Source organism: Okibacterium sp. HSC-33S16 (genome assembly GCF_024171565.1).
In the GTDB taxonomy this organism is placed as follows: Bacteria; Actinomycetota; Actinomycetes; order Actinomycetales; family Microbacteriaceae; genus Mycetocola_A.
The window spans coordinates 1,023,836-1,050,494 of the sequence record NZ_JALJZZ010000001.1 but is presented as its reverse complement, the minus strand read 5'-3'; the positions used below and the strand labels follow the sequence as shown (position 1 = coordinate 1,050,494).

Genomic DNA, 26,659 nt, shown 5'->3' with positions numbered 1-26,659 from the left:
GCTCTGGGGCAGGCAATAGTCTTGGGGGCATGGTCGCATCGAAGAAGATCTTTGGCATCGTTCTCGCCGGGGGTGAGGGCAAGCGCCTGATGCCCCTCACGGCCGACAGAGCGAAGCCCGCAGTCCCGTTCGCTGGTCAGTACAGGCTTATTGACTTTGCCCTGTCCAACCTCATCAACTCGGGGCTGACCCAGATCGTTGTGCTCACCCAGTACAAATCGCACAGCCTGGACCGGCACGTGTCGCAGACGTGGCGGCTCTCCGGTTTGCTGAACTCCTATGTGGCGTCCGTGCCCGCCCAGCAGCGGCTGGGTAAGCGGTGGTTCTCCGGCTCCGCCGATGCGATCCTGCAGAGCCTTAACCTCATTCGAGACGAAAAGCCCGACATCGTTGTCGTGGTCGGCGCGGACCACGTCTACCGGATGGACTTCCGTGAGATGGTCCAGGCACACATCGACTCGGGCCGTGGCGCAACAGTGGCCGCCATTCGCCAGCCGATCGAACTCAGCGACCAGTTCGGTGTGATTCAGCTCGACCCGAACGACCCGACCAAGATCGCCGAGTTCCTCGAGAAGCCCACCGATGCTGAGGGGCTTGCCGACGCGCCGCACGAGGTGCTCGCGTCAATGGGCAACTACGTTTTCACGACGGAGGCGCTGATCGAGGCTGTCATCCGTGACGGCGAACGCACCGACTCGAACCACGACATGGGTGGGGACATCATCCCGGCCTTCGTCGACGCTGGCGACGCCGGTGTCTATGACCTCAAGCACAACGACGTTCCAGGGTCAACCGATCGAGACCGGTACTACTGGCGAGACGTCGGAACGATCGACTCGTTCTTTGAGGCCCACCAGGACCTCATCTCGACATTGCCGATCTTCAACCTCTACAACAACGAGTGGCCGATCTTCAGCCAGCAGCTGAACTCTCCCCCGGCGAAGTTTGTTCGCGATGCCAAGGGTAACCTCGGCACGACCATCGACTCGATCGTCTCGCTCGGGTCGCTGATCTCCGGAGCGCACATTGAGCGCAGTGTGCTGGGATCGTGGTCGAAAATCGAGTCGGGTGCGCGAGTCGTCGACAGCGTGCTGTTCGACCGGGTCGAAGTTCAGCCTGACGCGGTGGTGCAGCGCGCCATCCTCGACAAGGACGTCGTGGTTGAGGCTGGGGCGACCATCGGTGTGGATCACGCCAGGGACCGTGCTCGCGGCTTCACCGTGACCGAGTCCGGATTGACCGTCGTCGGCAAGGGAGTGCGCGTCACTCCATGAGTGTTTTTTCGACGCCGGATGCTTCCCAGCCGGCACGTTTCCTTGTCGTGCTCGACGCCGATTCCACCCTCATCCAGAACGAAGCGATCGAACTGCTGGCCGAAGAAGCCGGTTCGCTCGACCACGTGGCTGCGGTGACGGAACGGGCAATGCGCGGCGAACTGGATTTCGCGGCGAGCCTGCGCGAGCGCGTCGCAACGCTCGCGGGCCTGGAGGGGTTGGTTTTTGACGTCGTCCGCTCGCGCATCACCGTCACGCCCGGTGTCCAGGAGCTGATCGCAGGGCTTCACGACCGAGGTTCTCGAGTCGGAGTGGTTTCGGGTGGGTTTCACGAACTCCTTGATCCGCTGGGCGCTGCGCTCGGACTGGATCACTTGCGTGCGAACCGTCTCGAGGTTGTCGACGGTCGGTTGACCGGCCGGGTTCTTGGCCCGATCGTTGATGCGCAGGCCAAAGCCGACGCGCTCACCCAGTGGGCCGCCGAAAACGAGGTGCCACTCAGGCAGACGATCGCGGTCGGCGACGGGGCGAACGACCTGCTCATGATGGGCGTGGCCGGTTTGAGTGTCGCGTTCAACGCGAAGCCAGCGGTCCGCGAACGGGCCGATGTGACGGCTGGGCGGATCGACTTGAGCGACGTGCTTCCCCTGATCGGCCTGCGCGGCTGAGCTCTGCGGTCACCTCGCGTTGAGGAGACAGCGCTCCTACCCGCCAGTGGGGGCCTCGACCCTCAATGGCGTGTTTCGTACTCGATCGATGTCGCGTCCGTGAATCGGCTGGCTTAAGCCAGTAGCAGCCCGTCACCTTTGTCGAGGAGGCTCGAGCCATTTCTTGATTGCCGCCCGCACCATTCTGCCGCGGCGCCAATTCAGCTAGTCTGAAGTCAGTGATATTTCATTTTTCTCTGTGACCCAGAGTCTCTCTAGCGATTCCCGCTCGCTCCTTAACAGAGGAGCCGTGATTTCGTGTGTCCGCGAGGGGGAACTCCACGTGGAGTTTCCCCGCACGCTGACCACCTACAGAACTCACCATTGGAAGATCACTTGTACATGTCACCATCGAACTCGCTCGAGCTTTCTTCACCTGCGCTCGATCGCCCGTCCCTTCGTGCCGACTGCGGCAACTGCTTTGCCTTGTGCTGTACGGCATTTGGATTCACCCGGTCCGCGGACTTTCCCATCAACAAACCCGCCGGTTCTCCCTGCCAGAATCTGGCAGAGAACTTCGCGTGCACAATCCACGAAAGTCTGCGGCCACGAGGATTCCGAGGCTGCACCGTCTTTGACTGCTTCGGAGCGGGCCAGCACGTCTCCCAAGGACTCTTCGCCGGCAAGAGCTGGATCGACCAGCCCGAGACCAAAGGCGAGATGTTCTCCGCGTTCGGGGCTGCAAGGCAACTCCACGAGATGCTTTGGTATCTCGCCGAGGCACAAAAGAGGACCTTCGATCCCGACATCTCACATCGGGCAGTAACGCTCAGGATCGCGATCGAGCGAGCCCTCGCAGACGAGGTGTCGATTCTGCTTGCGTTAGATGTTCAGGGTCTTCACTCTCAAGTCCGGTCAACGCTTATCAGCGTCAGCGAAGAAGTGCGAGCGTCCTATCTTCCGTTGGGCCACGACCACCTAGATTCCTCGCTGAGGCCGGGCGCAGATCTGATGGGCAAGGATCTCAGCTCCCGCCGCCTGTGTGGTGCAGATCTCAGAGGTGCCTACCTCATCGGGGCAGACTTGCGAGGCTGCGACCTGTCGGGGGTGGACCTTCTCGGTGTCGACTTCAGAGACACGCGGCTGAACGGTGCTGACCTGTCTCGAGCGCTGTACGTGACTCAGCCACAGCTCAACGCCGCACGAGGCGACCACGCGACCATTCTCCCCTCCGACGTGGAAAGGCCCACCCACTGGTAAAACTTATGAGCGGTTCAGAATTTTTTCGCCCGGCGTATGCGGCCTCCGCGCCATCGAAACCGACGGAGTATCCTGCGTGACCACGCAGATCTGGTGCCCCGTGGCGAACGCGACCTCACATGATCGTCGCGGACCTTGGGCAGTGTTCAGTCGATCTCAAGCATCACGGCCAGCGCGCCGTCCACAGTCCGCAACGGCTCCCTGTGCCGTCAGGATTGAGGCAGCATTCGTCCTGGTGCCATGGCGCCCAAGCCTGCCGCTGGGCGCCATGGCGGAAGGGGTCTAGTGGCCCATACCTAAGCCGCCGTCGACGGGGATCACAGCCCCGGAGATGTAGCCGGCATCGTCCCCGGCGAGCCAGGCAACGGCCTTGGCGACCTCGGACGGCGTGGCGAAGCGGCCAGCAGGAATACTCTTCTTGTACTCGGCCTGGGTGGCGTCTGGCAGCTCAGCCGTCATATCGGTTTCGATGAATCCGGGGGCCACGACGTTCGCGGTAATTCCTCGAGCGCCCAGCTCCCGGGTGATCGAACGAGCCATCCCCACGAGACCGGCTTTCGACGCTGAGTAGTTGACCTGACCGGGACCGCCATAGAGCCCAACAACGCTTGAAATCAGCACGACACGACCGAACCGAGCCTTGAGCATGCCCTTTGACGCCCGCTTGACCACGCGGAATGCGCCGCCGAGGTTCGTGTTCACAACGCTGTCGAAGTCGTCCTCGCTCATCCGCATGAGCAGCGTGTCTTTGGTGATGCCGGCGTTGGCGACGACGACTTCCACCGGCCCGAGCTCACGCTCGATCTCGGAAAATGCGGCATCAATGGATGCCGCGTCTGTGACGTCCGCACGAACCGTGAGGCTGCCGACGGGGCCCTCACCGGAACGGGCGGTGACCGCCACTCGGTGTCCTTGTGCCACGAATTCCTCGGCGATGGCGAAGCCGATTCCGCGGTTTCCACCGGTAATCAGGACCGTGCGAGGAGTGGCAGATGTCTGGACCAAGAATGAACCTTCCGGTTGGGGCAGTGTGAAGACGTGAGCCAAGGTGCGCTCCCGCTGTGAACCAGCTTATGGGCTGACAAAGGAGCGTAGTCTTGAGGGTGATGAAACAGCCATCCATCACGTCTCTCCCACCGTCGCCCGAAGAGGAGCGACGGAGTCGGATGATCAAGTACTCGATTGCCATGAGCATTCGTGTTGTTTGTCTCGTCCTCATGCTTTTCGTGCACGGTTGGTGGCTCGCGTTGTGCGTTGCGGGAGCGATTATCCTGCCGTACATCGCCGTGGTGCTGGCTAATGTCGGTACAACCGCGAAGGGCCCCGAGGTCCTGCGTCCGGGCGCTCTCGTTCCGCTGCGTGACCCTGAATCACGGCCCGCACCGGCGGAGCCGACGCCATCGGGCGATGGAGAGCCTGGCACCTGGTCGAACTCCGATGAAGACAAGCGGAGCGCATGATCGGTCTGTTCTCAGAGCCAGAACGACTGGCCTGCTCCCGAGCGGGGTGCGCGCACACCGCTAGCTGGCGCATCGAATGGCGGAACCCGAAGATTCACTCGACGGATCGCGTGAAAGTGTGGCTCGCGTGCCCCGATCACCGGGACTATCTCGAAAACTTTCTGTCATCACGAGATTTTCCGGTGCACGTCGTGCAACTGAGCCCGGAGGACGGGCAGTGAAGAATTGGCGATTCGTCATGAGCCGTCGATGGTTCGGGTATCTGGCTGTCGCGACGGTCTTTGCCATCGTCTGTGTGCTGCTGGCGAACTGGCAGTTGTCACGCAAAGACGAGAAGGCCGCCGAAATCGCGCTCGTTGAAAGCAACTATGATCGCGCTCCGGTTCCGTTAGGCGAGGTTGTTCCGACGCGGGAGGCCTTCGATGACGTTCACAAGTGGGTGCCCGTCACTGTGACGGGGACATACCTGGAGGAGGAACAACTTCTCGTCCGAAACCGACCCCGCAGTGGTCAGCCCGGCTTTGAGTTACTTGTTCCCCTGCAGCTTGGCGATGGCACGGTTTTCATTGTTGACCGTGGCTGGCTGCCTACTGGCAATGAGCACGACCTTCCGGACGTCATCCCTTCGGCACCCTCCGGCGAGGTGACCGTCGTCGCGCGGCTCAAAGCCGGGGAACCCTCATTGCCGGGTCGCAGCGCGGCAGAGGGCCAAATCGCAACGGTGAACCTGGACGATTTGCAAGAGCGGCTCGACGTCCCTCTCTACACCGGGGCGTATGGACTCCTCGAATCGGAAACTCCGCGGCCCACCGACGAGCCCCCACTGCCGGCGTTGAAACCGGTTCTCGACGAGGGCATGCACCTGTCGTATGCCTTCCAATGGTTCATCTTCGGAATTCTCGGCTTCGCTTTCCTGGCGTACGCCATCCGCGAGGAATACCGGCACCTCAACGCCGATGATCCGGACGAACAACGGCGCGCCGCTGAACGGGAACGCAAACGCGCCGCGAAGCGTTCGGACGCGAACGTGGAAGACGAACTTCTCGACGGCGCCCGTTCCGAAACGGTGCGTTAGGCACCACGCAAGTAGCGGGGAGCACGACCCAACGAGCGGGTGCAGAGACCCGGTCGACCCTAGGCGAGCTCGATGAGCTCGAGGTAGTCCTTGTTCCAGTGGTCTTCGACACCGTCGGGGAGGATCAGCACGCGCTCGGGGTTCAGCGCCTGCACAGCGCCCTCGTCGTGGCTGACCAGGACGACGGCACCGGTGAAGTGTGCGAGAGCGTCGAGGATCTCTTCGCGGCTGGCCGGGTCGAGGTTGTTGGTCGGCTCGTCGAGGAGAAGAACGTTCGCACCGGAAACAACGATCATGGCCAGCGCCAGTCGCGTCTTCTCACCACCGGAGAGCACCCCGGCAGGCTTGTGCGAGTCGTCACCCGTGAACAGGAACGATCCGAGGACCTTGCGAGCCTCGGTCTCGGTGATGTTCGGTGAACTTGAGACCATGTTTTCGAGCACGCTGCGCTTGACGTCGAGGGTGTCGTGCTCCTGGGCGAAGTAGCCGATTCGCAAGCCATGACCGGGTTCGACCTGGCCGGTGTCCGGCTGGTCGACGCCGGCGAGGATACGTAGAAGCGTCGTCTTTCCGGCACCGTTGAGCCCGAGAACCACGACCTTGGAACCGCGGTCGATGGCGAGGTCAACGGCCGTGAAAATCTCGAGTGAGCCGTAGCTGCGCGACAGGTTTGACGCCATCAGCGGAGTGCGACCGCAGGGGGCCGGATCTGGGAAGCGCAGCTTCGCCACCCGTTCCACCGACCGCACCTCGTCGAGGCCGGAGAGCATCTTCTCGGCGCGAGCGACCATCTGGTGCGCCGCAGCCGCCTTGGACGCCTTGGCACCGAACCGGGCTGCCTGGAGCTGCAGAGTCGACGCCTTCTTCTCGACGTTGGCGCGCTCCTTCTTGCGACGTTCCTCGTCGGACGCGCGCTGGCGCTGGTAGTTCTTCCAGTTCATGTTGTACACGTCGATGACCTGGCGGTTGCCGTCGAGGTAAAACACCTTGTTCACGGTCTCGCCGACCAGCTCGACATCGTGGGTGATGACGATGAAGCCGCCGGAGTAGCTCTTAAGGAACTCGCGCAGCCACACCACGGAATCGGCGTCGAGGTGGTTCGTGGGCTCATCGAGGATCATGGTGCGAGCATCGGAGAACAGAATACGGGCCAGCTCGATGCGTCGACGCTGTCCACCAGACAGGGTGCGCAGCGGCTGGTCAAGAATCCGGTCAGGAAGGTTGAGGTTGCTGGCGATCGATGCGGCTTCCGCTTCAGCGGAATACCCGCCGAGCATCTGGAACCGCTCCTCGAGGTTGCCGTACTTCTTCATGGCTGCGGCGCTCACTGCGTCGTCGGTGGAGGCCATACCCATGGTGGCTTCCTGCATGTCCATCACGATGGAGCCGAGGCCGCGCGCGTTGAGGATGCGCGTGCGAGCCAGTTCGTCCGGGTCGCCACTGCGCGGGTCCTGCGGCAGGTAGCCCAGCTCCCCGGAGCGTTCCACCTTGCCCTTTGTCGGCAGCATTTCACCGGCGAGCACCTTCGTCAGCGTGGTCTTGCCCGCTCCGTTTCGACCAACGAGACCGATCTTGTCACCGGCCGACACTCGAAAGTTGACGTCATCCATGAGGACTCGTGCCCCGACGCGAATTTCGAGATCGTGCACAGTGAGCAAAGCAAAGTCCGTTTCAAGCAAGGCGCGCCGAATAGCGCGGAGGAAGGGGGTCAGCCCTCTAGTCTACGTCGTCGAACCCCGGCGTCATACCACACCGCGCCCGCCACAGCCTTCTCCCGGTTTGCGAGGGAAGCCGGCCGTCAGGAACGGCGAGGGATCTGCGCGATGCGCCTCACGGCATCCGTCAGCAGCTCGGGTGAACAGGCGAGGTTCATACGGACGTGTCCCACACCGTGCGCTCCGAAATCACTACCGGCGCTGAGCGCCACACGCGCCTCACGGAGAATGAGGCCAGCCGGATCGTCGCCCCAGCCCAGCGCACGAAAGTCGAGCCACGCCAGGTAGCTCGCGTCAGGGCGCGTCCAGGTCACGCCCGCAAGGTGCTCGGCGAGGAGGCGATCGAGGAGGTCAAAGTTTGCAGCCAGTGAACCGAGCACGCCGTCGAGCCAGGTGTCACCCTGTGCATACGCGGCCACACTGGCCAGCACGCCAAACTGCCCCGTGCGCCAGGACACCTCAAGCGGCAGAGAGACGAGCACTGACGCCGGCTGCTCGGACTGCGCGACCATCACCGCGCACTTCAATCCGGCAATGTTCCACGCCTTACTCGCGGAGTGCACCGCGAACCCGGTGGCCCGTGCCTCGTCGGACACACTGAGGTACGGCGTGAAGCGTGCCGTCGGCTGGGTCAGCGGCGCGTGAATCTCGTCGCTGATCACGGTGACCGAGTATGTCGCGGCCAATGTTGCCACGGCCTCGAGGTCGTCGCGCGGGTGCACGAGGCCCAGCGGGTTGTGCGGGTTGCAGAGCAGAAACACGCGAGCTCCGTCGCGAAAGGCGGTCTCGAGGGCGGCGAGGTCGAGCCGCCGTTCGACGGGGTTTGTGGTGCTCTCTGTGAGTGGAACTGCGAGAACGGATGCTCCGGCTTCGGTCACGAGGTCGAAGAACGGCGGGTAGACCGGTTCGGTGATCACCACCCGGTCCCCCGGCCCGGTGATTGCCCGCAGTATCTCAACGATGCCCATCGAGACGTCGGCGGTCGACAGGAGGGTGGCTTCAGTGAGATCCCACGACCAGCGACGGGCAGCGAACCCGCGGAATGCCTCAAAGACCGGATTCGACGATGAGACGTAGCCAGTGTCGCCGCGGTCGACGGCATCGTGGAGCGCCCGGGTGATCGGCTCGGCGAGCGGGTAGTCCATCTCGGCGACGAACATCGGCAGCACATCGGGCGGATGCTCGGTCCACTTTTCGCTCGTGCGGGTGCGGAGAACGTCGAGAGGCGCCGCAGAAATGAGGTTCATGTCAGAACAGTACCGAAGGCATCGGTCATCACAACAAATGCCTCCTTCGATTCAGAAGGAGGCATTCGTTGTGGACTTCTAGATACTGAAGCCGAGCGCGCGCATCATGTCGCGACCGTCGTCGGTGATCTTCTCGGGACCCCACGGCGGCATCCAGACCCAGTTGATCCGGAACGCTTCGACGACGCCATCCAGCGCCTGGGCGGTCTGCTCTTCGAGCACATCGGTGAGCGGGCAGCCGGCGCTCGTCAGGGTCATGTGAATGACGAGGGCATTGTTCTCGTCATCCCAGCCGAGGTCATAAATGAGCCCAAGGTCAACGACATTGATCCCGAGTTCGGGGTCCATGACGTCCTTGAGCGCTTCTTCGACCTCGTCGAATTTCTGCGGACTGAGCGTTGTTACCATGTTGTTACTTTAGACCGTGGCTTCGTCGGTGAGGAAGCGGTCGTATCCTTCGTTCTCGAGACGGTCAGCAAGCTCGGGGCCACCCTGCTCGGCGATGCGTCCGTTGACGAATACGTGCACGAAGTCCGGGCGGATGTAACGCAGGATGCGGGTGTAGTGGGTGATCAGGAGCACGCCGAGGTGGGTGTTTTCCTTGGCCCGGTTGACGCCCTCTGACACGATCTTGAGCGCGTCGACGTCGAGTCCGGAGTCGGTCTCATCGAGAACAGCGAAGGTCGGCTTGAGCAGCTCAAGCTGGAGAATCTCGTGGCGCTTCTTCTCGCCACCGGAGAATCCTTCGTTCACGTTGCGCTCAGCGAAGGCTGCGTCCATGCGCAGGTCCTTCATCGAGCTTTTGACGTCCTTGATCCACGAGCGAATAGCCGGTGCTTCTCCGTCGATCGCTGTCTTGGCGGTGCGCAGGAAGTTCGTGACGGTGACGCCGGGAATCTCAACCGGGTACTGCATAGCGAGGAACAGGCCAGCGCGTGCGCGCTCGTCGACGGTCATCGCGAGGACGTCCTCGCCGTCGAGGGTGATCGAGCCGGAGTCGACCGTGTACTTCGGGTGACCGGCGATCGTGTAGGCGAGGGTCGACTTGCCGGAGCCGTTCGGCCCCATGATGGCGTGGGTCTCCCCCTTGTTGATGGTGAGGTCGACACCACGCAGGATCGGCTTGGTGCCCTGGTCGGTCTCGACGCTGACGTGCAGGTCGCGGATTTCAAGTACAGCCATTGCTAAATCTCTTTCGTTACGGAGGTGTCGATAAAAATGGTGCCGTCTGTCAGTTCAACGGAGTAGACGGGAACGGGCTCGTACGCCGGCAGCGTCAGGGGCTTACCGGTGAGGAGCGAGAACTGTGAACCGTGCGCCCAGCACTCGAGGGTCTCCCCCTCAACGAACCCCTCACTGAGTGAGATGTCGCCGTGAGTGCAGGTGTCGCCGATTGCGTGAACGTCACCGGCCGAGTCGAGCACGAGTGCGATGGGCGTTCCGTCGACGACGACCCGCTTCGCTTCGTTCGTCGTAAGGTCAGCCAACGCGCACACCGAGGTTCGGGCCACGGTTAGTTACCGTCCGTCAGTCGGGTGCGACTGAGCTCCTGCTCGATGGCGTCCTGCAGCTTCTCCTGAAGCTCGGTGTCGCCGATCTGCTGCACGATGTCGGTGAGGAATCCACGCACGACCAGGCGGCGCGCTTCTTCTTCACGGATGCCTCGCGCCTGCAGGTAGAACAGCTGCTCGTCATCGAAACGGCCGGTTGCGCTTGCGTGCCCGGCTCCGGCGATATCACCGGTCTCGATCTCGAGGTTGGGGATCGAGTCGGCGCGCGTGCCGTCGGTGAGGACGAGGTTGCGGTTCTGCTCGTAGCTGTCGGTTCCGGTCGCGCTCTGGCGAATCAGAACGTCGCCGATCCAGACCGTGCGGGCACCGGCGCCCTGGAGGGCTCCCTTGTAGTTCACACGGCTACGAGTCTGCGGCGCGTCGTGGTCGACGTAGACCTGCTGCTCGAGGTGCTGGCCGGAGTCGGCGAAGTACAGGCCGAGTGCGTCAACGTCTGCGCCGGTTCCCACGAGGTGGGTGGACGGGTTGATCCGAACGACGCTTCCTCCCAGGGTGACAACGACGTGCTTGATCTTCGCGTCGCGGCCAACGGTCGTGAAGTGCGAGGCGAGGTGCACGGCGTCGTCGTTCCACTGCTGCACGGTGACGACCGTGATGTTCGCGGAGTCGCCGACGACGATTTCGACGTTTTCGGTGAGGCGCGCGTCACCCGTGTTGTGCAGGATGATCAGCCCGCGGCTAAACGGCTTCGCCTCAATGACGACGTGCGCCGCGCGCGGTGCTGCTCCGAGGGTCGCACGGGACACCCGCACTGTTTTCGCCTCTTCGCCGTCGATCGTGATCGCGAGAGCCTTCTCGGTCTGGGTCCACGCGTTCGCTGCGGCCCGGTCTTCAGGCTTGCCGGCGGAGCCGATGCGAGCATCGGTGCGCTCGACCCACTCAATGCTGACGCCGGCGGCTTCGGTGGCCGTGATGTCGTATTCGGATCCGTCGAGCTCGCCATCGATCAGGTCGGCGACCCGGTCAACGGGGGTGAGCTTCCACGCGGCCTCGCGACCGGTGACAGCCGGGAAGTCCGTGACGTCGGTCGAGGCGAAACGCTCCGAACGGGTCTGGATCGGAACGAGTCCCCAGCCGCCGTCTGTGTGCTTCTTGTATCCGAGCGCTCCGGTGTTCTCGAGCTTTGTTGTCGTTGCTTCTGGCGCAGAGATCGTCATTTAGCCGACTGATCCTTCCATGCCCATTTCAATGAGCTTGTTGAGTTCGAGAGCGTATTCCATGGGAAGTTCGCGGGCGATCGGCTCAATGAAGCCGCGCACGATCATGGCCATGGCTTCGTCTTCCGGCATGCCCCGGCTCATCAGGTAGAAGAGCTGCTCTTCGCTCACCTTCGAGACCGTGGCTTCGTGGCCGAGCTGAACGTCGTCGACACGGATGTCGATGGCTGGATACGTGTCGCTGCGCGAGATGGTGTCAACGAGGAGCGCGTCACACCGAACCGTGTTGGCGGAGTGGTGAGCGCTCGGGTCGACGCGAACTTCTCCGCGGTATCCGGCTCGTCCTCCCCCGCGGGCGATCGACTTCGAGACGATCGATGACTGCGTGTACGGAGCCATGTGGATCATCTTGGCGCCAGCATCCTGGTGCTGCCCGGGGCCAGCAAAGGCGACCGAGAGGGTCTCACCCTTGGCGTGCTCGCCCATCAGGTAGATCGACGGGTACTTCATGGTCACCTTGGAGCCGATGTTTCCATCGATCCACTCCATGGTTGCCCCTTCAGCGGCCGTTGCCCGCTTGGTGACGAGGTTGTAGACGTTGTTGGACCAGTTCTGGATTGTGGTGTAGCGAACGCGGGCGTTCTTCTTCACGATGATCTCAACAACGGCGGAGTGCAGGGAGTCTGACTTGTAGATCGGAGCCGTGCAGCCTTCGATGTAGTGAACGTAGCTACCCTCGTCAGCGATGATGAGCGTCCGCTCAAACTGGCCCATGTTCTCCGTGTTGATCCGGAAATAGGCCTGCAGCGGAATCTCGACGTGCACACCAGGTGGCACGTAGACGAACGAGCCACCCGACCAGACGGCCGTGTTGAGCGCGGCGAACTTGTTGTCTCCGGACGGGATCACCGTGCCGAAGTACTCCTCGAAGAACTCCGGGTGCTCCTTAAGTGCGGTGTCGGTGTCCATGAAGATGACGCCTTGGCGCTCAAGGTCTTCGTTAATCTGGTGGTAAACGACCTCGGACTCGTACTGGGCAGCCACACCGGAGACGAGGCGCTGGCGCTCCGCTTCGGGGATACCGAGCTTCTCGTAGGTGTTCTTGATGTCATCGGGAAGGTCGTCCCAGGTCTGAGCCTGCTTCTCCGTGGAACGAACGAAGTATTTGATGTTGTCGAAGTCGATCTCTGAGAGATCGGCACCCCACATCGGCATTGGCTTGCGCTCAAACAGCGCGAGTGCCTTTTGGCGGCGTGCGAGCATCCACTCAGGTTCGGACTTCAGAGCGGAAATATCCGCAACGACCTCGGGAGAGAGCCCGCGGCGTGCTGAAGCGCCCGCAACATCGGAATCAGACCAACCGAATTCGTATTGCCCAAGGCTTTCCAGCTCGGGGCGGTCTATCAGGACGTCTGACATATCAACCTCTTTCCTTACAGCTTGCGTAACAGCTTCTCCGCACAGCGCATTCCCGCGCACGCCGAATCCATGAGAATCCGTTGGATCCTCACAGTCTCAGAATTGTGCGGGCCGCTGAAAATGCTTACCTACAATGTTCAAGGACCAAGCTGCGCTGCCCAACGTCAGGATCGGCCGCTGCCGAGACGTATTGCCTGAACCCATTAATTCTACAGGCAGGCACGGTAAATTGCAGTAAGCGGTGAGCTAGTCACAGCAACAACACATCTACCCCCATAACTTTTTTCGGCACAGCGTTCGGCGCACCCGCCAACCGCTCCAGCACCACCCACAGCACCAAGCAAGAGGATTTGACGAGAGTGAACGCGATCACACAGGCAGCACGGCGATTCTGGAATTGGCTTCCGACGGGAGTCGATCGTCGAGTTCGGGTTGCTGCGTGGCTCAATCTCGTGGCGCAAACAATCCTGGTCGGTACGGGCGGTGCAGTTCGCCTGACGGGTTCGGGACTCGGGTGTCCGACCTGGCCGCGGTGCACCGCTGAATCCTTCATCAGTACCCCCGAGATGGGAATTCACGGGGTCATCGAGTTTGGGAACCGAACCCTCTTCTTCGTCCTGCAGGTGATTGCCCTCGCTGCACTGTTTTTCGTGCTCAAGTACCGCCGCCAGCGCAGGGATCTGTTCATTCTGACGCTGATTCCGGCGTGCAGTGTTCTGTTCCAGGCCGTTGTCGGCGGTATCACCGTGCTGAGCGGACTGAACCCCTATGTCGTTGGGCTGCACTTCGTACTGAGCGTCGTCTTGGTCTCGCTCGGGGCGGTGCTCGTCTACCGGGTGTACAACGGCAACGGAATCCGCACCCGCGTTGTGCCCAAGTGGTACGCCATCACCGCTCACATCACCTCGTTCTTCGTCGCTGTGACCGTCATCATCGGCATCATCACAACCGGGTCCGGCCCCCACGCCGGCGACTCGGGCGCAGCACGGAACGGACTTGACTCCGAACTCTTGCAGCACTTCCACGCATGGCCGGCCTATGTGACATTCGCTCTCACTCTGGTACTGGTCGCGGGGGCATGGGCCCTGACGCTTGAGCCGATGCGTCGGGTCGTCGTTGCCTTGCTCGTCGTGGAGCTGGTTCAAATCGGTGTGGGACTCGCCCAGGCCCGGATGGGGTTGCCCGAGATACTCGTTGGACTTCACATGGTGCTTGCATGTGTGCTCGCTGCGGTGATGACGGTGGTCGTGCTCTCTCTCAAGGCAACGGCATCCGTTCGTCAGGAGAATGCGTCAGCAGAGGCTGTAACGGTCTCCTAGGCATCGCCCACCCGCACAGCCCCCGGTGCCGTTCAGGCATCGGGCGCTTCGTGTACCGCGTGGGGTACTCAGATCACCGCGCTGGCGGCGGAGCAGATACGTCCGGCAGCGTCGGAGAAGCCGTCGGGAACTCGCGCCGAAAGCGCATACACAGGCCAGCAGCGGACGTTGCGCCTCGTCGCTCCGCCGTCGAGGGATGCGCGCATGGGAGCGCCAGCGATCGTTTCGTCGGTCGGCTCCGATGTGCCCACCCGGCGGAACCCGGGACTAACGGTTTGCGAATACAAAGCACACCCGTCGCAAGATCCTCGGTGAAGACCAAGCAGCTGGCCGTGAGATCGTACCGGCCGACGTTGGAGTCGGGCGCTGTCGGCCCGGCCTGCGGTTCTGGCAGGTTTAGAACGGAAGGAGCGGGTCGATTCCTACTGCGAGGAAGAGCAGCGTCAGGTAGCTAATCGAACCGTGGAAGACGCGCATGGGTGAGGCGTTCTCGTGCCGGATCGCGAGGTTGTAGAGGCGGTGCGTTTCGTAGATGAACCAGCCGCCAGAGGCTGCAGCGACGACCGTGTACAGGATGCCCATGGAAGCGACAGGGACGAGCAGCAGTGAGCAGGCAACGGTAGCCCACGCATAGAGGATGACCTGAAGGCCGACCTGTGCACGACCGCGAATCACCGCGAGCATGGGAACTCCGGCGGTCTTGTAGTCATCGCGGTACTTCATTGAAAGCGGCCAGTAGTGCGGCGGCGTCCACAGGAAGACGACGGCGAAGAGGATGAACGGAGCCCAGCTGAGCGAGTTGGCGACAGCAGCCCAACCGATGAGAACGGGGAAACAGCCGGCGATACCGCCCCAGATGATGTTCTGGCTCGTCCAGCGCTTGAGCCACAGGGTGTAGACCACGACGTAGAAGAAGATCGCGCCGACCGAGAGTGCCGCGGTGAGCGGGTTCGTGGTGAAATACAGCCACACGGTGGAGAGGATCGCCATGGACCAGGAGAAAATCAACGCTTCCCGCGGTGACAAAACACCTGTAACCAGTGGTCGGTTCTTCGTTCGCTTCATCACCTTGTCGATGTCGCGGTCGATGTAGCAGTTGAACGCGCCAGCCGCACCGGCACTCATTGCACCACCGATGACGGTGGCCAGGACGAGCCAGAGGTTCGGAATGCCTCCCTCGGCGAGGATCATCACAGGAACTGTCGTCACCAAGAGCAGTTCCATCACGCGAGGCTTCGTGAGAGAGATGTAGCCCTTGATTTTTTCGACGCGGGTCACGCTTGTCTGCGCGACGCGGTCTTCTACTGCAATGTTCATTGCTCCTCTAACCGGTGGATTACGGACCCAATTCTAGGTCATGGGATGCAGACCGTAATGATCGGCCAGTGCTACAGGCGCACTACCTATAATGGAAAGTGCTCGCCAAACCGTTCGCTGGCATACACAACCGTGACTTTCACAGCCCGGGTGACGTATGTCCATCGGCGCCAATGAAGCCAACAGGCGTGGAACACGCCTCATCGGTGGGTCAGAGATGGCCCCTGATTCGAATGAGAAGGGTCCAATATAGTGGCAGCTTTGCAATGGAACTCCATTGACGACAAGGCGGTTAATACCGCCAGACTGCTTGCAGCAGACGCAGTGGAAAAGGTAGGAAACGGGCATCCCGGTACGGCCATGAGCCTCGCCCCCGCCGCATACCTCCTGTTCCAGAAAGTCATGCGCCGCGATCCCAAGGACCAGCACTGGCTGGGCCGCGACCGCTTCGTTCTTTCGGTCGGTCACAGCTCGCTTACCCAGTATGTCCAGCTGTATCTGGGCGGATACGGTCTCGAGCTCGAAGACCTCAAGGCTCTTCGTACCTGGGGCTCGCTCACACCGGGTCACCCCGAATACGGACACACCGACGGTGTTGAGATCACCACGGGCCCGCTCGGTCAGGGGCTGGCATCCGCCGTCGGATTCGCTTACGCGGCACGCTACGAGCGCGGCCTGTTCGACCCGGAAGCAGAAGCCGGCAAGAGCCCGTTCGACCACTTTGTCTACGTCATTGCCGGCGACGGCGACCTGCAGGAAGGTGTGACAAGCGAGGCATCGTCTCTCGCTGGGCACCAGCAGCTCGGCAACCTCATCGCCATCTACGACAGCAACCAGATCTCGATCGAAGACGACACCAACATCGCCTTCACCGAAGACGTTGCGAAGCGTTACGAGGCCTACCACTGGCACGTGCAGACGGTTGACTGGAAGAAGACCGGCGAGTACGTCGAAGACATCCAGGCGCTGAACGACGCCATTGAGGCTGCGAAGGCCGAAACCGACAAGCCGTCACTCATCATCCTGAAGACCATCATCGGATGGCCGAGCCCGAAGAAGCAGAACACCGGAAAGATCCACGGATCCGCCCTCGGTGCCGACGAGCTTGCAGCGGTCAAGGAAGTTCTCGGATTTGACCCCGCAGAAAGCTTCGTCGTTTCGGACGAGGTCATCGAGCACACCCGTAAAGCCATCGACCACGGTGCAGAGCAGCGCGCCGAGTGGCAGGCGTCCTTTGACGAGTGGAAGAACTCGAACCCCGACAAGAACGCACTGCTGGAGCGTCTCCTTGCTGGCGACCTTCCAGAGGGCGTCGAAGAAGCCCTCCCGGTCTTTGAAGCGGGCAAAGATGTATCGACCCGCGCAGCATCGGGCAAAGTTCTCAACGCGCTCGGACCGGTTGTACCCGAGCTCTGGGGCGGGTCTGCCGACCTCGCCGAATCGAACAACACCACCATTGAGGGTGCTTCTTCCTTCGTTCCCGCCGAGCACTCCACTCGCGAGTGGAAGGGCAGCGAACACGGTCGCGTCCTGCACTTCGGAATCCGCGAGCACGCCATGGGAGCGATCCTCAACGGCATCGTTCTCCACGGCCCGACCCGCGCCTACGGTGGAACCTTCCTGATCTTCAGCGATTACATGCGCCCGGCCGTCCGTTTGGCCGCTCTGATGAACGTGCCGTCGATTTTCGTGTGGACACACGACTCCGTCGCCCTCGGTGAAGACGGACCGACCCACCAGCCGATCGAGCAGCTCGCAACGCTTCGTGCCATCCCCAACCTCGCGGTCGTTCGCCCTGGTGACGCAAACGAGGTGAGCTACGCCTGGCTCGAGATCCTCAAGCGCCGAGGCGGCCCTGCTGGAATCGCTTTGACTCGCCAGAACATCCCGGTGTTCGAGCGCGGCGAAGGTGAAGCCAGTGGCGAAACATTCGCGTCGGCAGCTCACGTGGCCAAGGGTGCGTACGTTCTCGCTGAGGCCCCGAACGGCACACCCGATGTCATTCTCATTGCTACCGGTTCTGAGGTTCAGCTCGCCGTCGAGGCTCGCGAAGCCCTCAAGGCCGACGGCGTCAATGCCCGCGTAGTCTCGGTCCCCTGCCTCGAGTGGTTCGAGGAGCAGGACGAGGCCTACCGCGAATCCGTTCTCCCCAAGGCCATCACCGCTCGAGTCTCTGTTGAGGCCGGGCTGGCGCTGACTTGGAACGGGATTGTCGGAGACCAGGGACGCTCCGTCTCGATCGAGCACTTCGGTGCATCGGCTGACTACAAGACCCTCTTCAACAAATTCGGTATCACCACTGACGCCGTCGTTGCCGCAGCAAAAGACTCACTCGGCAAGTAGACGCCGGTAGAAGGAGAAACACATGACGAACTCAACACCAACCGCGAAGCTCTCCGAGGCAGGAGTTAGCATCTGGCTCGACGACCTCTCACGCGGACGCATCGAAACTGGAAACCTGCAGGAACTCATCGACACGAAGAACGTCGTCGGTGTGACCACCAACCCCACGATCTTCGCTGGTGCTCTCAGCAACGGCGAAGTGTACGCGGCACAGGTGGCGGAACTCGCTGCCGCCGGCAAGGATGTCACCGAGGCGGTTTTCGAGATCACCACCGATGACGTTGCTCGGGCTTCGGACATCTTCCGTCCGGTCTTCGACGCTTCCAACGGCTTCGACGGCCGCGTCTCTATTGAGGTCGAGCCGGGCCTTGCCCACGACGCGCAGGGAACCATCGAGCAGGCCAAGGCCCTGTGGGCGAAAGTCAACAAGCCGAACGCGATGATCAAGATCCCCGCAACCGTCGAGGGCCTCGAGGCCATCACTGAAACCATTGCCGCTGGGATCAGCGTCAACGTGACGTTGATCTTCAGCCTCGACCGTTACCGCGCCGTCATCAATGCGTACCTGACCGGTCTCGAGAAGGCCAAGGCTGCGGGAATCGACTTGTCGACTATCCACTCGGTTGCGTCCTTCTTCGTGTCGCGTGTTGACACGGAGATCGACAAGCGGCTGACGGCTATCGGCACCGACGAGGCGCTCGCACTCAAGAGCAAGGCCGGCGTTGCGAACGCGCAGCTCGCGTTCGAGGTGTTCGTCGAATCGTTCGCCACAGAGCGGGCAGAAACGCTCCTCGATGCCGGTGCAAACAAGCAGCGTCCGCTGTGGGCGTCGACCGGAGTCAAGGACCCCAGCTTGCCTGACACCCTCTACGTGACGCAGCTCGTCGCTGATTCGGTCGTCAACACGATGCCTGAGAAGACGCTCGAGGCCACCTTCGACCACGGCGTTATCGAGGGTGATAGTGTCACCGGTTCGTACGCAGCGGCTAACGACGTACTTGACGCTGTTGCCGCGCAGGGAATCTCCTACGACGAGGTCACCCTTCTCCTGGAGAAGGAAGGCGTTGAGAAGTTCATCGTGTCTTGGAACGAACTCCTTGACACGGTCACTGCAGCGCTCGAGGACGCAAAATGAGTTTCAAAATTCACGTGAGTGGGGCGGCACGTGATGCCGTCTCCTCCGTCGTCCCGACGCTCGTGACTGACCTGGTAGCGTCAAGCATCACGGCTCAGGACCCCGCACTGTGGGGTCCTGAGGCTGAGGAAGAGTCGGCGAAGCGCCTCGGATGGACCGAAGCGACGAGCATTTCACGCCCCCTCGTGCCTGAAATCGAAGCGCTCCGTGCTGAGCTGACCGCGAAAGGCGTGAACCACATCGCCCTCGCGGGTATGGGCGGGTCCTCGCTCGCTCCTGAGGTCATCACACAGACCCTCGGTGGCAGCCTGACCGTGCTGGACTCGACCGCTCCCGGCCAGGTCCTCGCGGCGCTTGCTGACCGGCTGGAAGCGACGGCAATTGTCGTCTCGTCCAAGTCCGGTTCAACCGTCGAGACCGACAGCCAGCGTCGTGCATACGAGAAGGCGTTCACCGAAGCGGGCATCGACCCGCGCGAGCGAATCATTGTTGTCACCGACCCTGGGTCGCCCCTCGACGCGTCAGCGCGTGAGGCCGGATACCGGGTCTTTAACGCTGACCCCAATGTCGGCGGCCGTTATTCGGCACTGACCGCGTTCGGCCTCGTCCCGTCCGGGCTCGCTGGTGTGGACGTCGGAGCGTTGCTCGACGAGGCCGATTCGGTCGCCGTCGAACTGGCCATTGACGACAAGCACAACCCGGGACTCATCCTGGCTGCTGCTATCGCCGGGACAAGTCCCCTCAAGGACAAGCTTGCCATCGTGGCCGACGGTACCCACATCGTCGGCTTCCCCGACTGGGCGGAGCAGTTGCTCGCCGAGTCGACGGGCAAGCAGGGCACGGGCCTTCTGCCCGTCGTGGTCGACACCCTCTCTCCCGAGGTGACCGAACCGCCCGCCGACGTTCAGGTCGTCCGTTTGGTTGACGACGCCGACGCACCGCACCTGTTTGCCAAGGACCGCCACGAGGGCGAGATTCTCGTCAGTGGCACGCTTGGTGCGCAGATCCTGGTGTGGGAGTTCGCGACTGCCGTCGCCGGACGCATCCTGGGGATTAACCCCTTCGATCAGCCCGACGTGGAGTCGGCGAAGGTCGCAACTCGCGGCCTGCTCGACGCGCGGCCCGAGCCGAGCGCTCCGGTGTTCGTTGAGAACGGTATCGAGGTTCGCGGAGACGCTGCACTCCTCGAGGGCGTGACGACGGTTCGTGGAGCTGTCCAAGCTCTTCTGGGAACTCTGGGCGCCGATGGCTATCTGGCCGTCCAGGCCTATGTCGACCGGCTCGCCCTCCCTCAGCTCGCCGGAATTCGGGAGCTTCTGGCGAGCAACGCGCACCGTCCGGTAACGTTCGGCTGGGGTCCGAGGTTCCTGCACTCAACGGGGCAGTTCCACAAGGGTGGACCCGCTGTCGGCGTGTTCCTTCAGATCACCGAAAACGCACCGGTGGATCTGGAGATTCCCGGCCGCCCGTTCACCTTCGGCCAGCTGATTCAGGCTCAGGCACAGGGCGACGCAACGGTTCTTGCCGAGCACGGACGTCCGGTGCTGGTGCTGAACCTGACCGACCCCGAGAACAACATCGTTTCACTGTTCGAGGCCGTCAACTAAGGTCACCCGAACCGGATTTTCGCGGCCTCGCGGCCGTACCTAGGAGCTGTATGTCCCCGGTGGATATCACCCCAGAGTTCAACCCGCTACGGGTGGACTCCGATCGACGACTCAACCGCATTGCGGGGCCGAGCGGTCTCATCATCTTCGGCGTGACGGGTGACCTGTCACGCAAGAAGCTGATGCCGGCCGTCTACGACCTGGCTAACCGCGGCCTCCTCCCTCCCGGTTTCTCGCTCGTCGGCTTTGCCCGACGGGATTGGGAAGACCAGGACTTCATGGAGGTCGTGCACGAAGCCGTCAAAGCCTACGCTCGCACCGAGTATCGCGAGGAGGTATGGCAGCAGCTCGCACAGGGAATTCGTTTCGTCCCTGGTGAATTTGGTGACGACCAGGCGTTCCAGAAGCTCAAGGAAACCATTGAGCTTCTGGACGTCGAACGGGGAACCATGGGCAACCACGCGTTCTACCTGTCGATCCCGCCGAAGGCGTTCCCCGAGGTCACCGAGCAGCTTCGGCGCTCGGGCATGGCCGAGGCGAAGGACGGAGAGTGGCGCCGCGTCGTCATCGAGAAGCCGTTCGGTTCCGACCTGAAGACCGCTCGCGAGCTCAATGCGGTTGTCGAGTCGGTTTTCCCACCCGACTCGGTGTTCCGCATCGATCACTACCTGGGCAAGGAAACGGTCCAGAACATTTTGGCTCTCCGCTTCGCCAACCAGATGTTCGAACCGATCTGGAACGCACACTACGTCGACCACGTCCAGATCAGCATGGCTGAGGACATCGGTGTTGGCGGGCGTGCCGGCTACTACGACGGAATCGGCGCCGCGCGCGACGTTATCCAGAACCACATCCTCCAGCTTCTCGCCCTCACGGCGATGGAAGAGCCGCTGTCGTTCAACGCTGCCGACCTCCGCGCTGAGAAGGAGAAGGTCCTCGCCGCTGTCAGCCTTCCCGATGACCTCAGCACGGCAACTGCTCGTGGGCAGTACGCCGGCGGATGGCAGGGTGGTGAATACGTCCCCGGCTTCCTTGACGAAGAAGGAATGAACCCGGAGTCGACGACGGAAACATTCGCGGCGATGCGCCTCGACATCAAGACCCGTCGATGGGACGGTGTTCCGTTCTACCTCCGCACCGGCAAGCGCCTTGGTCGCCGTGTGACCGAGATCGCCGTGGTGTTCAAACGTGCGCCTCAGTTCCTCTTCGCCGAGAGCCAAACCTCTGAACTCGGTCAGAACGCCCTCGTCATCCGCGTACAGCCAGACGAAGGTGTCACGATCCGTTTCGGATCAAAGGTGCCCGGCGCCGGTACCCAGGTGCGCGACGTCACCATGGACTTCGGCTACGGCCACGCCTTCACGGAAGCCAGCCCCGAAGCATACGAGCGTCTCATCCTCGACGTTCTCCTCGGTGACCCGCCCCTCTTCCCCCGGCACCAGGAGGTGGAGCTGTCCTGGAAGATCCTCGATCCCATTGAGGAATATTGGGCCAGCCAGGGCGGTCCGCTCGAGCAGTACCAGCCAGGGTCGTGGGGCCCGGCATCCGCAGATGAATTACTTGCCCGCGACGGCAGAGTTTGGAGACGTCCATGATCGTCGACCTGCCAGACACCACAACAAGCAAGGTGTCGAAGAAGCTCGTCACGCTGCGTGAAGACGGCGGCGTCGTCTCGCTCGGCCGCGTGTTGACCCTCGTCATCGTCTCCCAGTTGGGTGAGGAAGAGGAAGCGATCGAAGCGGCAAACGACGCGTCTCGCGAGCACCCGATGCGCGTGCTGGTCCTCTCCCGCATTCCCGCAGATGAGGAAGGTGGAGCGAAGCCCGCACGCATTGACGCCGAGATTCGGGTCGGTGGCGACGCTGGCGCGAGCGAGGTCATCATCCTTCGTGCCTACGGCGACGCCGCAAGCAACGAAGACAGCCTCGTCAATGGCCTGCTCTTGCCGGACGCTCCCGTTGTGGCCTGGTGGCCCATCGAAGCCCCGGCAGATGTCGCGCACACAGCAATCGGTCGCATTGCGCAGCGACGAATTACGGATGCTTCGGAGCACGTAGATCCACACGCTGCGCTTGTGGAGATTGCCCACACCTATTCACCCGGTGACACCGACTTCGCGTGGACCCGGTTGACGCTGTGGCGAGCCCAGCTTGCCGCAGTGCTGGATCAGCCGCCGTACGAGCCGGTCACAGCGGTGACCGTTTCCGGCGCGGCGGACTCGGCGTCAACGGTGCTCCTTGCCGCTTGGCTGCGGATGCAACTGAAGGTGCCGGTGACGCAGGAACTTACCCCGCGTGGTTCGGGAGACACCGGCATTCACGGTGTGACCTTGAGCCGTGCAAGCGGTGACATTGTGCTGGAGCGGCCCGTCGACAATGTGGCCAAGCTTACTCAACCCAACCAGCCCATCCACGAACTGGCTCTTCCCCGCCGCAGTCTCCGCGACTGCCTCGCCGAAGAGCTGCGCCGGCTCGACCCAGATCCGTTGTACGGTGAGGTGATCACCAAGGGCCTCATTTCACTGGAGAACGAAGCTTTGGCATCGGAAGGTACGAACTGAATGACGAATGAACGTCGAGTGCTTGTCGCCACTGACGGCGACGCACTCGCCGCCTCGATCGCGGCACGATTTCTCACCAAGACAGTGGACCTCCTCGACGAGCTGGAGAGTGTGAACGTTGTCCTCGAGGGAGGACGAGTCGCCATCAAGGTCCTCGAGAACATCAACGCTTCACCTGCGCGTGACAGTGTCGACTGGTCGCGCGTGCATTTTTGGTGGGGTGACGAGCGGTGGGTTCCCGCGAACGATCCCGAGCGCAACGACGGCAAAGCCCGGCGTGCCCTGCTTGATCACATCGAGATTCCCGGCGAAAACGTCCACAGCTATCCGGCCAGTGACTCCGGCCTGAGCCTTGATGACGCAGCCCGTCAGTATGCCGAGGCCCTGGCCCAGTACGGCACCGGTGAGAGTGGACTTCCGCGGTTCGACATCACTTTCCTCGGTGTCGGTCCCGACGGTCACACCGCATCGCTGTTCCCCGATCGGCAGGAAGTTCTCGAGCGCGAGGCGACGGTTGTCGCGGTTCGGAACTCCCCCAAGCCACCGGCCGAACGCCTGAGCCTCACCCGGCACGTCATCAACTCGTCGCAGCGCATCTGGGTGGAGCTTTCCGGCGCCGATAAGGCATCGGTTCTGGGACTCGCCCTCGCGGGAGCCGCGTATAGCGAGGTTCCGATTGCGGGAATGAAGGGACGGAAACGCACCGTCTTCTTCGTCGACCAGGAAGCGGCATCCGAAGTTCCTGAAAATCTCATCACTCCGACCTACTAAGCCGGAGCACGAAAAAATGCCCCTGTCCTCGGACAGGGGCATTTTTTATGTCTCAGATTTTCTGTCTGACAACCGAGCACGCTTTAAACGGATGCTGTTCCGCGGCGAGCTCGCAGCGCCTGAAGCGCCTCGTCGAGAAGGGCTTCTGCCTCTTCCTCCGTACGACGTTCCTTCACATAAGCGAGGTGCGTCTTGTACGGCTCGAGCTTGGCGACTTCAGGCGGGTTTGCCTGGTCGCGCCCAGCCGGAAGGCCAGACGACGGGCTGTCGATTGTCTCAGGGATCTCTTCGTCGGGAAGACTGGCGGAGAAGTACCGCACAGTCTCGTTTCCGAGTGCGTCCCAGTACGAGACCGCGACGCGATCTGCGTGGAACCCGTGATCCTGTTCGCCCATGGGGCCAGCGCCAACGCGCGAACCTCGAATTGCACTACCACCGGCAGCCATATGTACTCCTACGCACCCGTCGAGAACTTGGTGATGAGACCAAGCGCAACAATTGAACCGAACCAGACAAGACCGAGCACAACGGTGAAGCGGTTGAGGTTGCGCTCAGCAACACCGGACGAACCGAGGTTCGACCCCATTCCGCCACCGAACATGTCGGACAGTCCGCCACCACGACCCTTGTGCAAAAGGATGAGGAAAGTGAGCAGAAGGCTCGTGACACCGAGCACTACCTGCAGGACAACCTGAAGAATCTCCACAAAGGACCTTTCACGTGGGCGGCCCATGATTCCATGGGCCGCCCTCAATTATAGCCTGAGGACCGTTCAGCTAAACGCCGACGTGCTTCTGATAGCGCACGATGCTGGAGAACTCGTTGAGGTCCAGGCTCGCGCCGCCAACCAAGGCTCCGTCCACATTCGGCTCGCGCATGAAACCAGCGATGTTCGCAGCCTTCACGCTTCCGCCGTAGAGGATCCGGGTCTTCGCGGCGACGTCGTCACCAAGCGACTCGCGAAGTTCGGCACGCAGCGCTGCCGCGACCTGCTCGGCCTGCTCGGGCGTTGCAGCCTGTCCAGACCCAATGGCCCAGACCGGCTCGTATGCAACGACGATATCGGCCGTTGCAGAAACGCCCGACAGTGCAGCCTTGAGCTGGGCGACCGGAACAGCGCTCGGGCCGTGCTTCTCGAGGTCCTCTGAGGTCTCGCCGACGCAAATGATCGGCACGAGGTTGTGCTTCAGCGCAGCCGTGACCTTGGCTGCGACCTGCTCATCGCTTTCGCCGTGAAGCGTGCGTCGCTCCGAGTGACCGATCAGGACGTAGCTGCACTCGAGTGCCTTGAGGAAGGCACCCGAGATCTCTCCGGTGTACGCACCCGAGTCGTGCTCCGACAGGTCCTGAGCGCCGAAGGCGATCGGCAGCTTGTCTGCAGCAACGAGCGTCTGCACGCTGCGAAGATCGGTGAACGGCGGGAAGACGGCGACCTCGACACTTGCAGCGTCGTGCTTGGCGTCGGCGAGGCTCCAGGCCAGCTTCTGCACAAACGCGATTGACTGTAGGTGATCGAGATTCATCTTCCAGTTGCCCGCGATAAGCGGAACACGATTTACTGCCATCCCAAAACCTCCAGTCCAGGAAGACGTTTGCCTTCGAGGAATTCGAGGCTCGCACCGCCTCCGGTTGATATATGTCCGAACTGCGAGTCGTCGAAGCCCAGCGCACGGACTGCCGCAGCCGAGTCACCACCACCGACGACGCTGAGGCCGTCTGTTTCGGTGAGCGCCTGTGCAACGGTCTTTGTCCCGGCCGCGAACGGCTCGAGTTCGAATACGCCCATGGGGCCGTTCCAGAACACCGTCTTGGACGAGGCGATAACGCCCGCAAACCGCTCGGCGGTCTCCGGTCCGATGTCGAGGCCAAGACCTGATGCGCCGAATGGGGTGTCTTCGATGGCATCAGCGGACTGAACGACGTGCTCTGCGTCGGCACCAAACTTGCTGGCGACGACGACGTCGGTGGGGAGAATGATCTCCACACCGAGCTTGTCGGCCTCGGCCAGATAGTTCTTGACAGTGTCGATCTGGTCGGCTTCGAGCAGGCTCGCGCCAACCTTGTGTCCCTGAGCAGCCAGGAACGTAAAGAGCATTCCGCCACCGATCAACAGCGTGTTTACCCGGGGCAGCAGGTGACCAATGACGCCGAGCTTGTCGGAAACCTTCGAGCCGCCAAGAACCACTGTGTAGGGGCGCTCCGGCGATTCCGTGAGGCGATCAAGAACTTCGAGTTCCGTGCTGATCAGTTCACCGGCCGCGCTGGGCAGAAGCTCGGCCAGCTCATACACGCTCGCCTGCTTGCGGTGCACGACGCCGAATCCATCGGAGACGAACGCATCGCCGAACTGGGCGAGCTTCTGGGCGAACTCCGCGCGTTCCGAGTCCACCTTGCTGGTCTCCCCCGGGTTGAAGCGGAGGTTCTCCAAAACGGCGATCTGTCCGTTGGAAAGATTGCCGACGGCATCCGTCGCCGACTCGCCAACAGTGTCCGACGCGAACGCGACATCAAGACCGAGCAATTCAGAAAGACGCTGCGCCACTGGGGCGAGGCTGTATTGGGGGTCGGGGGCACCGTCTGGACGGCCCAGGTGAGACACGACAACAACGCGTGCTCCCTGGTTGAGAAGCGTGTTAAGCGTTGGGAGCGACGCACGCACGCGCCCGTCGTCGGTGATGACCCCGTCCTTGAGAGGAACATTGAGGTCACACCGAACGACGACGCGCTTGCCTGCGAGCGAGCCCAGCGATTCGAGAGTGCGAAGCGGCACGGCTAGCCCGTT

At 62.2% G+C, this 26,659-nt stretch carries 25 protein-coding genes; 12 read left to right on the top strand and 13 right to left on the bottom strand.

The features are described from left to right. The first annotated feature begins 29 nt into the window (after positions 1 to 29). The 3 genes from L1277_RS05095 (at position 30) to L1277_RS15755 (ending at position 3,181) form a co-directional block, all read left to right on the top strand. Positions 30 to 1,274, top strand: coding sequence for a glucose-1-phosphate adenylyltransferase (locus tag L1277_RS05095; RefSeq protein WP_253375233.1), 1,245 nt, complete (start codon positions 30 to 32; stop codon positions 1,272 to 1,274). After that, the gene (gene serB, locus L1277_RS05090; protein WP_253375232.1) at positions 1,271 to 1,942 is read left to right on the top strand and encodes a phosphoserine phosphatase SerB; all 672 of its coding nucleotides are present in this window, start codon (positions 1,271 to 1,273) and stop codon (positions 1,940 to 1,942) included. Before L1277_RS05095 ends, serB begins: the two co-directional genes overlap by 4 nt. Before the next feature lie 699 nt (positions 1,943 to 2,641). Next, positions 2,642 to 3,181: a pentapeptide repeat-containing protein gene (locus L1277_RS15755; RefSeq protein ID WP_308215079.1), complete on the top strand. Its 540-nt coding sequence runs from the start codon at positions 2,642 to 2,644 to the stop codon at positions 3,179 to 3,181. A 282-nt stretch (positions 3,182 to 3,463) separates the two neighbouring features. On the opposite strand, the gene fabG is transcribed toward L1277_RS15755, so the two are convergent. Next, entirely contained in the window at positions 3,464 to 4,186 is a 723-nt protein-coding gene (fabG, locus tag L1277_RS05080; protein WP_253375230.1) for a 3-oxoacyl-ACP reductase FabG, read from the bottom strand. A 101-nt stretch (positions 4,187 to 4,287) separates the two neighbouring features. Here fabG and L1277_RS05075 point away from each other — a divergent pair, with 101 nt between their 5' ends. After that, the gene (locus tag L1277_RS05075; RefSeq protein ID WP_253375229.1) at positions 4,288 to 4,641 is read left to right on the top strand and encodes a DUF3099 domain-containing protein; all 354 of its coding nucleotides are present in this window, start codon (positions 4,288 to 4,290) and stop codon (positions 4,639 to 4,641) included. A gap of 238 nt (positions 4,642 to 4,879) precedes the next feature. Beyond that, positions 4,880 to 5,716 (top strand): SURF1 family protein, encoded by an 837-nt coding sequence (locus L1277_RS05065; protein WP_253375227.1) that lies wholly within the window; start codon positions 4,880 to 4,882, stop codon positions 5,714 to 5,716. Between the two features lie 59 nt (positions 5,717 to 5,775). On the opposite strand, the gene L1277_RS05060 is transcribed toward L1277_RS05065, so the two are convergent. The 7 genes from L1277_RS05060 to sufB form a co-directional block, all read right to left on the bottom strand. After that, complete coding sequence (locus tag L1277_RS05060) at positions 5,776 to 7,374, bottom strand: ABC-F family ATP-binding cassette domain-containing protein (protein ID WP_253375290.1); 1,599 nt, start codon at positions 7,372 to 7,374, stop codon at positions 5,776 to 5,778. Positions 7,375 to 7,514: 140 nt separating this feature from the next. Then, positions 7,515 to 8,678 carry a MalY/PatB family protein gene (locus L1277_RS05055; protein ID WP_253375226.1) on the bottom strand — a complete coding sequence of 388 codons (1,164 nt, stop codon included), beginning with the start codon at positions 8,676 to 8,678 and terminating at the stop codon, positions 7,515 to 7,517. A gap of 78 nt (positions 8,679 to 8,756) precedes the next feature. Then, positions 8,757 to 9,086, bottom strand: a complete 330-nt coding sequence (locus tag L1277_RS05050; RefSeq protein ID WP_253375225.1) for a metal-sulfur cluster assembly factor — start codon at positions 9,084 to 9,086, stop codon at positions 8,757 to 8,759. Positions 9,087 to 9,095: 9 nt separating this feature from the next. Continuing rightward, on the bottom strand, positions 9,096 to 9,860 hold the full coding sequence (gene sufC / locus L1277_RS05045; protein ID WP_253375224.1) for a Fe-S cluster assembly ATPase SufC: 765 nt from the start codon (positions 9,858 to 9,860) through the stop codon (positions 9,096 to 9,098). A gap of 2 nt (positions 9,861 to 9,862) precedes the next feature. Continuing rightward, the gene (locus tag L1277_RS05040; RefSeq protein ID WP_253375223.1) at positions 9,863 to 10,189 is read right to left on the bottom strand and encodes a non-heme iron oxygenase ferredoxin subunit; all 327 of its coding nucleotides are present in this window, start codon (positions 10,187 to 10,189) and stop codon (positions 9,863 to 9,865) included. A 2-nt stretch (positions 10,190 to 10,191) separates the two neighbouring features. After that, a complete protein-coding gene (sufD, locus tag L1277_RS05035) occupies positions 10,192 to 11,400 on the bottom strand; it encodes a Fe-S cluster assembly protein SufD (RefSeq protein ID WP_374110166.1) in 1,209 nt (402 codons plus the stop codon). 6 nt (positions 11,401 to 11,406) lie between these two features. Further along, on the bottom strand, positions 11,407 to 12,825 hold the full coding sequence (gene sufB / locus L1277_RS05030; protein WP_253375221.1) for a Fe-S cluster assembly protein SufB: 1,419 nt from the start codon (positions 12,823 to 12,825) through the stop codon (positions 11,407 to 11,409). A gap of 359 nt (positions 12,826 to 13,184) precedes the next feature. On the opposite strand from sufB, the gene L1277_RS05025 reads away from it, so the two are divergent. Next, a complete protein-coding gene (locus L1277_RS05025) occupies positions 13,185 to 14,144 on the top strand; it encodes a COX15/CtaA family protein (protein ID WP_308215078.1) in 960 nt (319 codons plus the stop codon). 396 nt (positions 14,145 to 14,540) lie between these two features. On the opposite strand, the gene L1277_RS05020 is transcribed toward L1277_RS05025, so the two are convergent. Further along, the gene (locus L1277_RS05020) at positions 14,541 to 15,461 is read right to left on the bottom strand and encodes a heme o synthase (RefSeq protein WP_253375220.1); all 921 of its coding nucleotides are present in this window, start codon (positions 15,459 to 15,461) and stop codon (positions 14,541 to 14,543) included. A 252-nt stretch (positions 15,462 to 15,713) separates the two neighbouring features. Here L1277_RS05020 and tkt point away from each other — a divergent pair, with 252 nt between their 5' ends. Genes tkt through pgl form a run of 6 tightly spaced genes read left to right on the top strand, consistent with a single transcriptional unit; the run spans position 15,714 to position 23,877 of the window. After that, entirely contained in the window at positions 15,714 to 17,804 is a 2,091-nt protein-coding gene (gene tkt / locus L1277_RS05015; protein WP_253375219.1) for a transketolase, read from the top strand. Between the two features lie 22 nt (positions 17,805 to 17,826). Continuing rightward, entirely contained in the window at positions 17,827 to 18,939 is a 1,113-nt protein-coding gene (tal, locus tag L1277_RS05010) for a transaldolase (protein WP_253375218.1), read from the top strand. After that, positions 18,936 to 20,546 carry a glucose-6-phosphate isomerase gene (locus L1277_RS05005; protein WP_253375217.1) on the top strand — a complete coding sequence of 537 codons (1,611 nt, stop codon included), beginning with the start codon at positions 18,936 to 18,938 and terminating at the stop codon, positions 20,544 to 20,546. Before tal ends, L1277_RS05005 begins: the two co-directional genes overlap by 4 nt. Positions 20,547 to 20,596: 50 nt before the next feature. Next, the gene (gene zwf / locus L1277_RS05000; RefSeq protein ID WP_253375216.1) at positions 20,597 to 22,141 is read left to right on the top strand and encodes a glucose-6-phosphate dehydrogenase; all 1,545 of its coding nucleotides are present in this window, start codon (positions 20,597 to 20,599) and stop codon (positions 22,139 to 22,141) included. Further along, positions 22,138 to 23,106, top strand: coding sequence for a glucose-6-phosphate dehydrogenase assembly protein OpcA (locus L1277_RS04995; protein ID WP_253375215.1), 969 nt, complete (start codon positions 22,138 to 22,140; stop codon positions 23,104 to 23,106). The genes zwf and L1277_RS04995 overlap by 4 nt, the downstream gene beginning before the upstream one ends. Next, on the top strand, positions 23,107 to 23,877 hold the full coding sequence (pgl, locus tag L1277_RS04990) for a 6-phosphogluconolactonase (RefSeq protein ID WP_253375214.1): 771 nt from the start codon (positions 23,107 to 23,109) through the stop codon (positions 23,875 to 23,877). It abuts the gene before it with no gap. Positions 23,878 to 23,960: 83 nt separating this feature from the next. Here the strand turns inward: pgl and L1277_RS04985 are convergent, their stop codons facing one another. From L1277_RS04985 to pgk, 4 genes are all read right to left on the bottom strand, one after another. Beyond that, positions 23,961 to 24,323 carry an RNA polymerase-binding protein RbpA gene (locus tag L1277_RS04985; protein WP_253375213.1) on the bottom strand — a complete coding sequence of 121 codons (363 nt, stop codon included), beginning with the start codon at positions 24,321 to 24,323 and terminating at the stop codon, positions 23,961 to 23,963. Between the two features lie 8 nt (positions 24,324 to 24,331). After that, positions 24,332 to 24,583, bottom strand: a complete 252-nt coding sequence (gene secG, locus L1277_RS04980) for a preprotein translocase subunit SecG (RefSeq protein WP_253375212.1) — start codon at positions 24,581 to 24,583, stop codon at positions 24,332 to 24,334. 70 nt (positions 24,584 to 24,653) lie between these two features. Then, entirely contained in the window at positions 24,654 to 25,442 is a 789-nt protein-coding gene (gene tpiA / locus L1277_RS04975; RefSeq protein WP_253375211.1) for a triose-phosphate isomerase, read from the bottom strand. After that, positions 25,433 to 26,647, bottom strand: coding sequence for a phosphoglycerate kinase (gene pgk, locus L1277_RS04970; protein WP_253375210.1), 1,215 nt, complete (start codon positions 26,645 to 26,647; stop codon positions 25,433 to 25,435). Before pgk ends, tpiA begins: the two co-directional genes overlap by 10 nt. Between the last annotated feature and the right edge of the window lie 12 nt (positions 26,648 to 26,659).

Bases quoted from the DNA above. Each gene is read 5' to 3' on its own strand.
- tpiA (WP_253375211.1), bottom strand. From the start codon at position 25,442: ATGGCAGTAAATCGTGTTCCGCTTATCGCGGGCAACTGGAAGATGAAT.
- L1277_RS04995 (WP_253375215.1), top strand. From the start codon at position 22,138: ATGATCGTCGACCTGCCAGACACCACAACAAGCAAGGTGTCGAAGAAG.
- L1277_RS05050 (WP_253375225.1), bottom strand. From the start codon at position 9,086: ATGGTAACAACGCTCAGTCCGCAGAAATTCGACGAGGTCGAAGAAGCG.
- L1277_RS05065 (WP_253375227.1), top strand. From the start codon at position 4,880: ATGAGCCGTCGATGGTTCGGGTATCTGGCTGTCGCGACGGTCTTTGCC.
- serB (WP_253375232.1), top strand. From the start codon at position 1,271: ATGAGTGTTTTTTCGACGCCGGATGCTTCCCAGCCGGCACGTTTCCTT.
- L1277_RS05020 (WP_253375220.1), bottom strand. From the start codon at position 15,461: ATGAACATTGCAGTAGAAGACCGCGTCGCGCAGACAAGCGTGACCCGC.
- L1277_RS15755 (WP_308215079.1), top strand. From the start codon at position 2,642: ATGTTCTCCGCGTTCGGGGCTGCAAGGCAACTCCACGAGATGCTTTGG.
- sufB (WP_253375221.1), bottom strand. From the start codon at position 12,825: ATGTCAGACGTCCTGATAGACCGCCCCGAGCTGGAAAGCCTTGGGCAA.
- sufC (WP_253375224.1), bottom strand. From the start codon at position 9,860: ATGGCTGTACTTGAAATCCGCGACCTGCACGTCAGCGTCGAGACCGAC.
- L1277_RS05005 (WP_253375217.1), top strand. From the start codon at position 18,936: ATGAGTTTCAAAATTCACGTGAGTGGGGCGGCACGTGATGCCGTCTCC.
- L1277_RS04985 (WP_253375213.1), bottom strand. From the start codon at position 24,323: ATGGCTGCCGGTGGTAGTGCAATTCGAGGTTCGCGCGTTGGCGCTGGC.
- L1277_RS05095 (WP_253375233.1), top strand. From the start codon at position 30: ATGGTCGCATCGAAGAAGATCTTTGGCATCGTTCTCGCCGGGGGTGAG.
- pgl (WP_253375214.1), top strand. From the start codon at position 23,107: ATGACGAATGAACGTCGAGTGCTTGTCGCCACTGACGGCGACGCACTC.
- zwf (WP_253375216.1), top strand. From the start codon at position 20,597: ATGTCCCCGGTGGATATCACCCCAGAGTTCAACCCGCTACGGGTGGAC.
- L1277_RS05055 (WP_253375226.1), bottom strand. From the start codon at position 8,678: ATGAACCTCATTTCTGCGGCGCCTCTCGACGTTCTCCGCACCCGCACG.
- tal (WP_253375218.1), top strand. From the start codon at position 17,827: ATGACGAACTCAACACCAACCGCGAAGCTCTCCGAGGCAGGAGTTAGC.
- L1277_RS05075 (WP_253375229.1), top strand. From the start codon at position 4,288: ATGAAACAGCCATCCATCACGTCTCTCCCACCGTCGCCCGAAGAGGAG.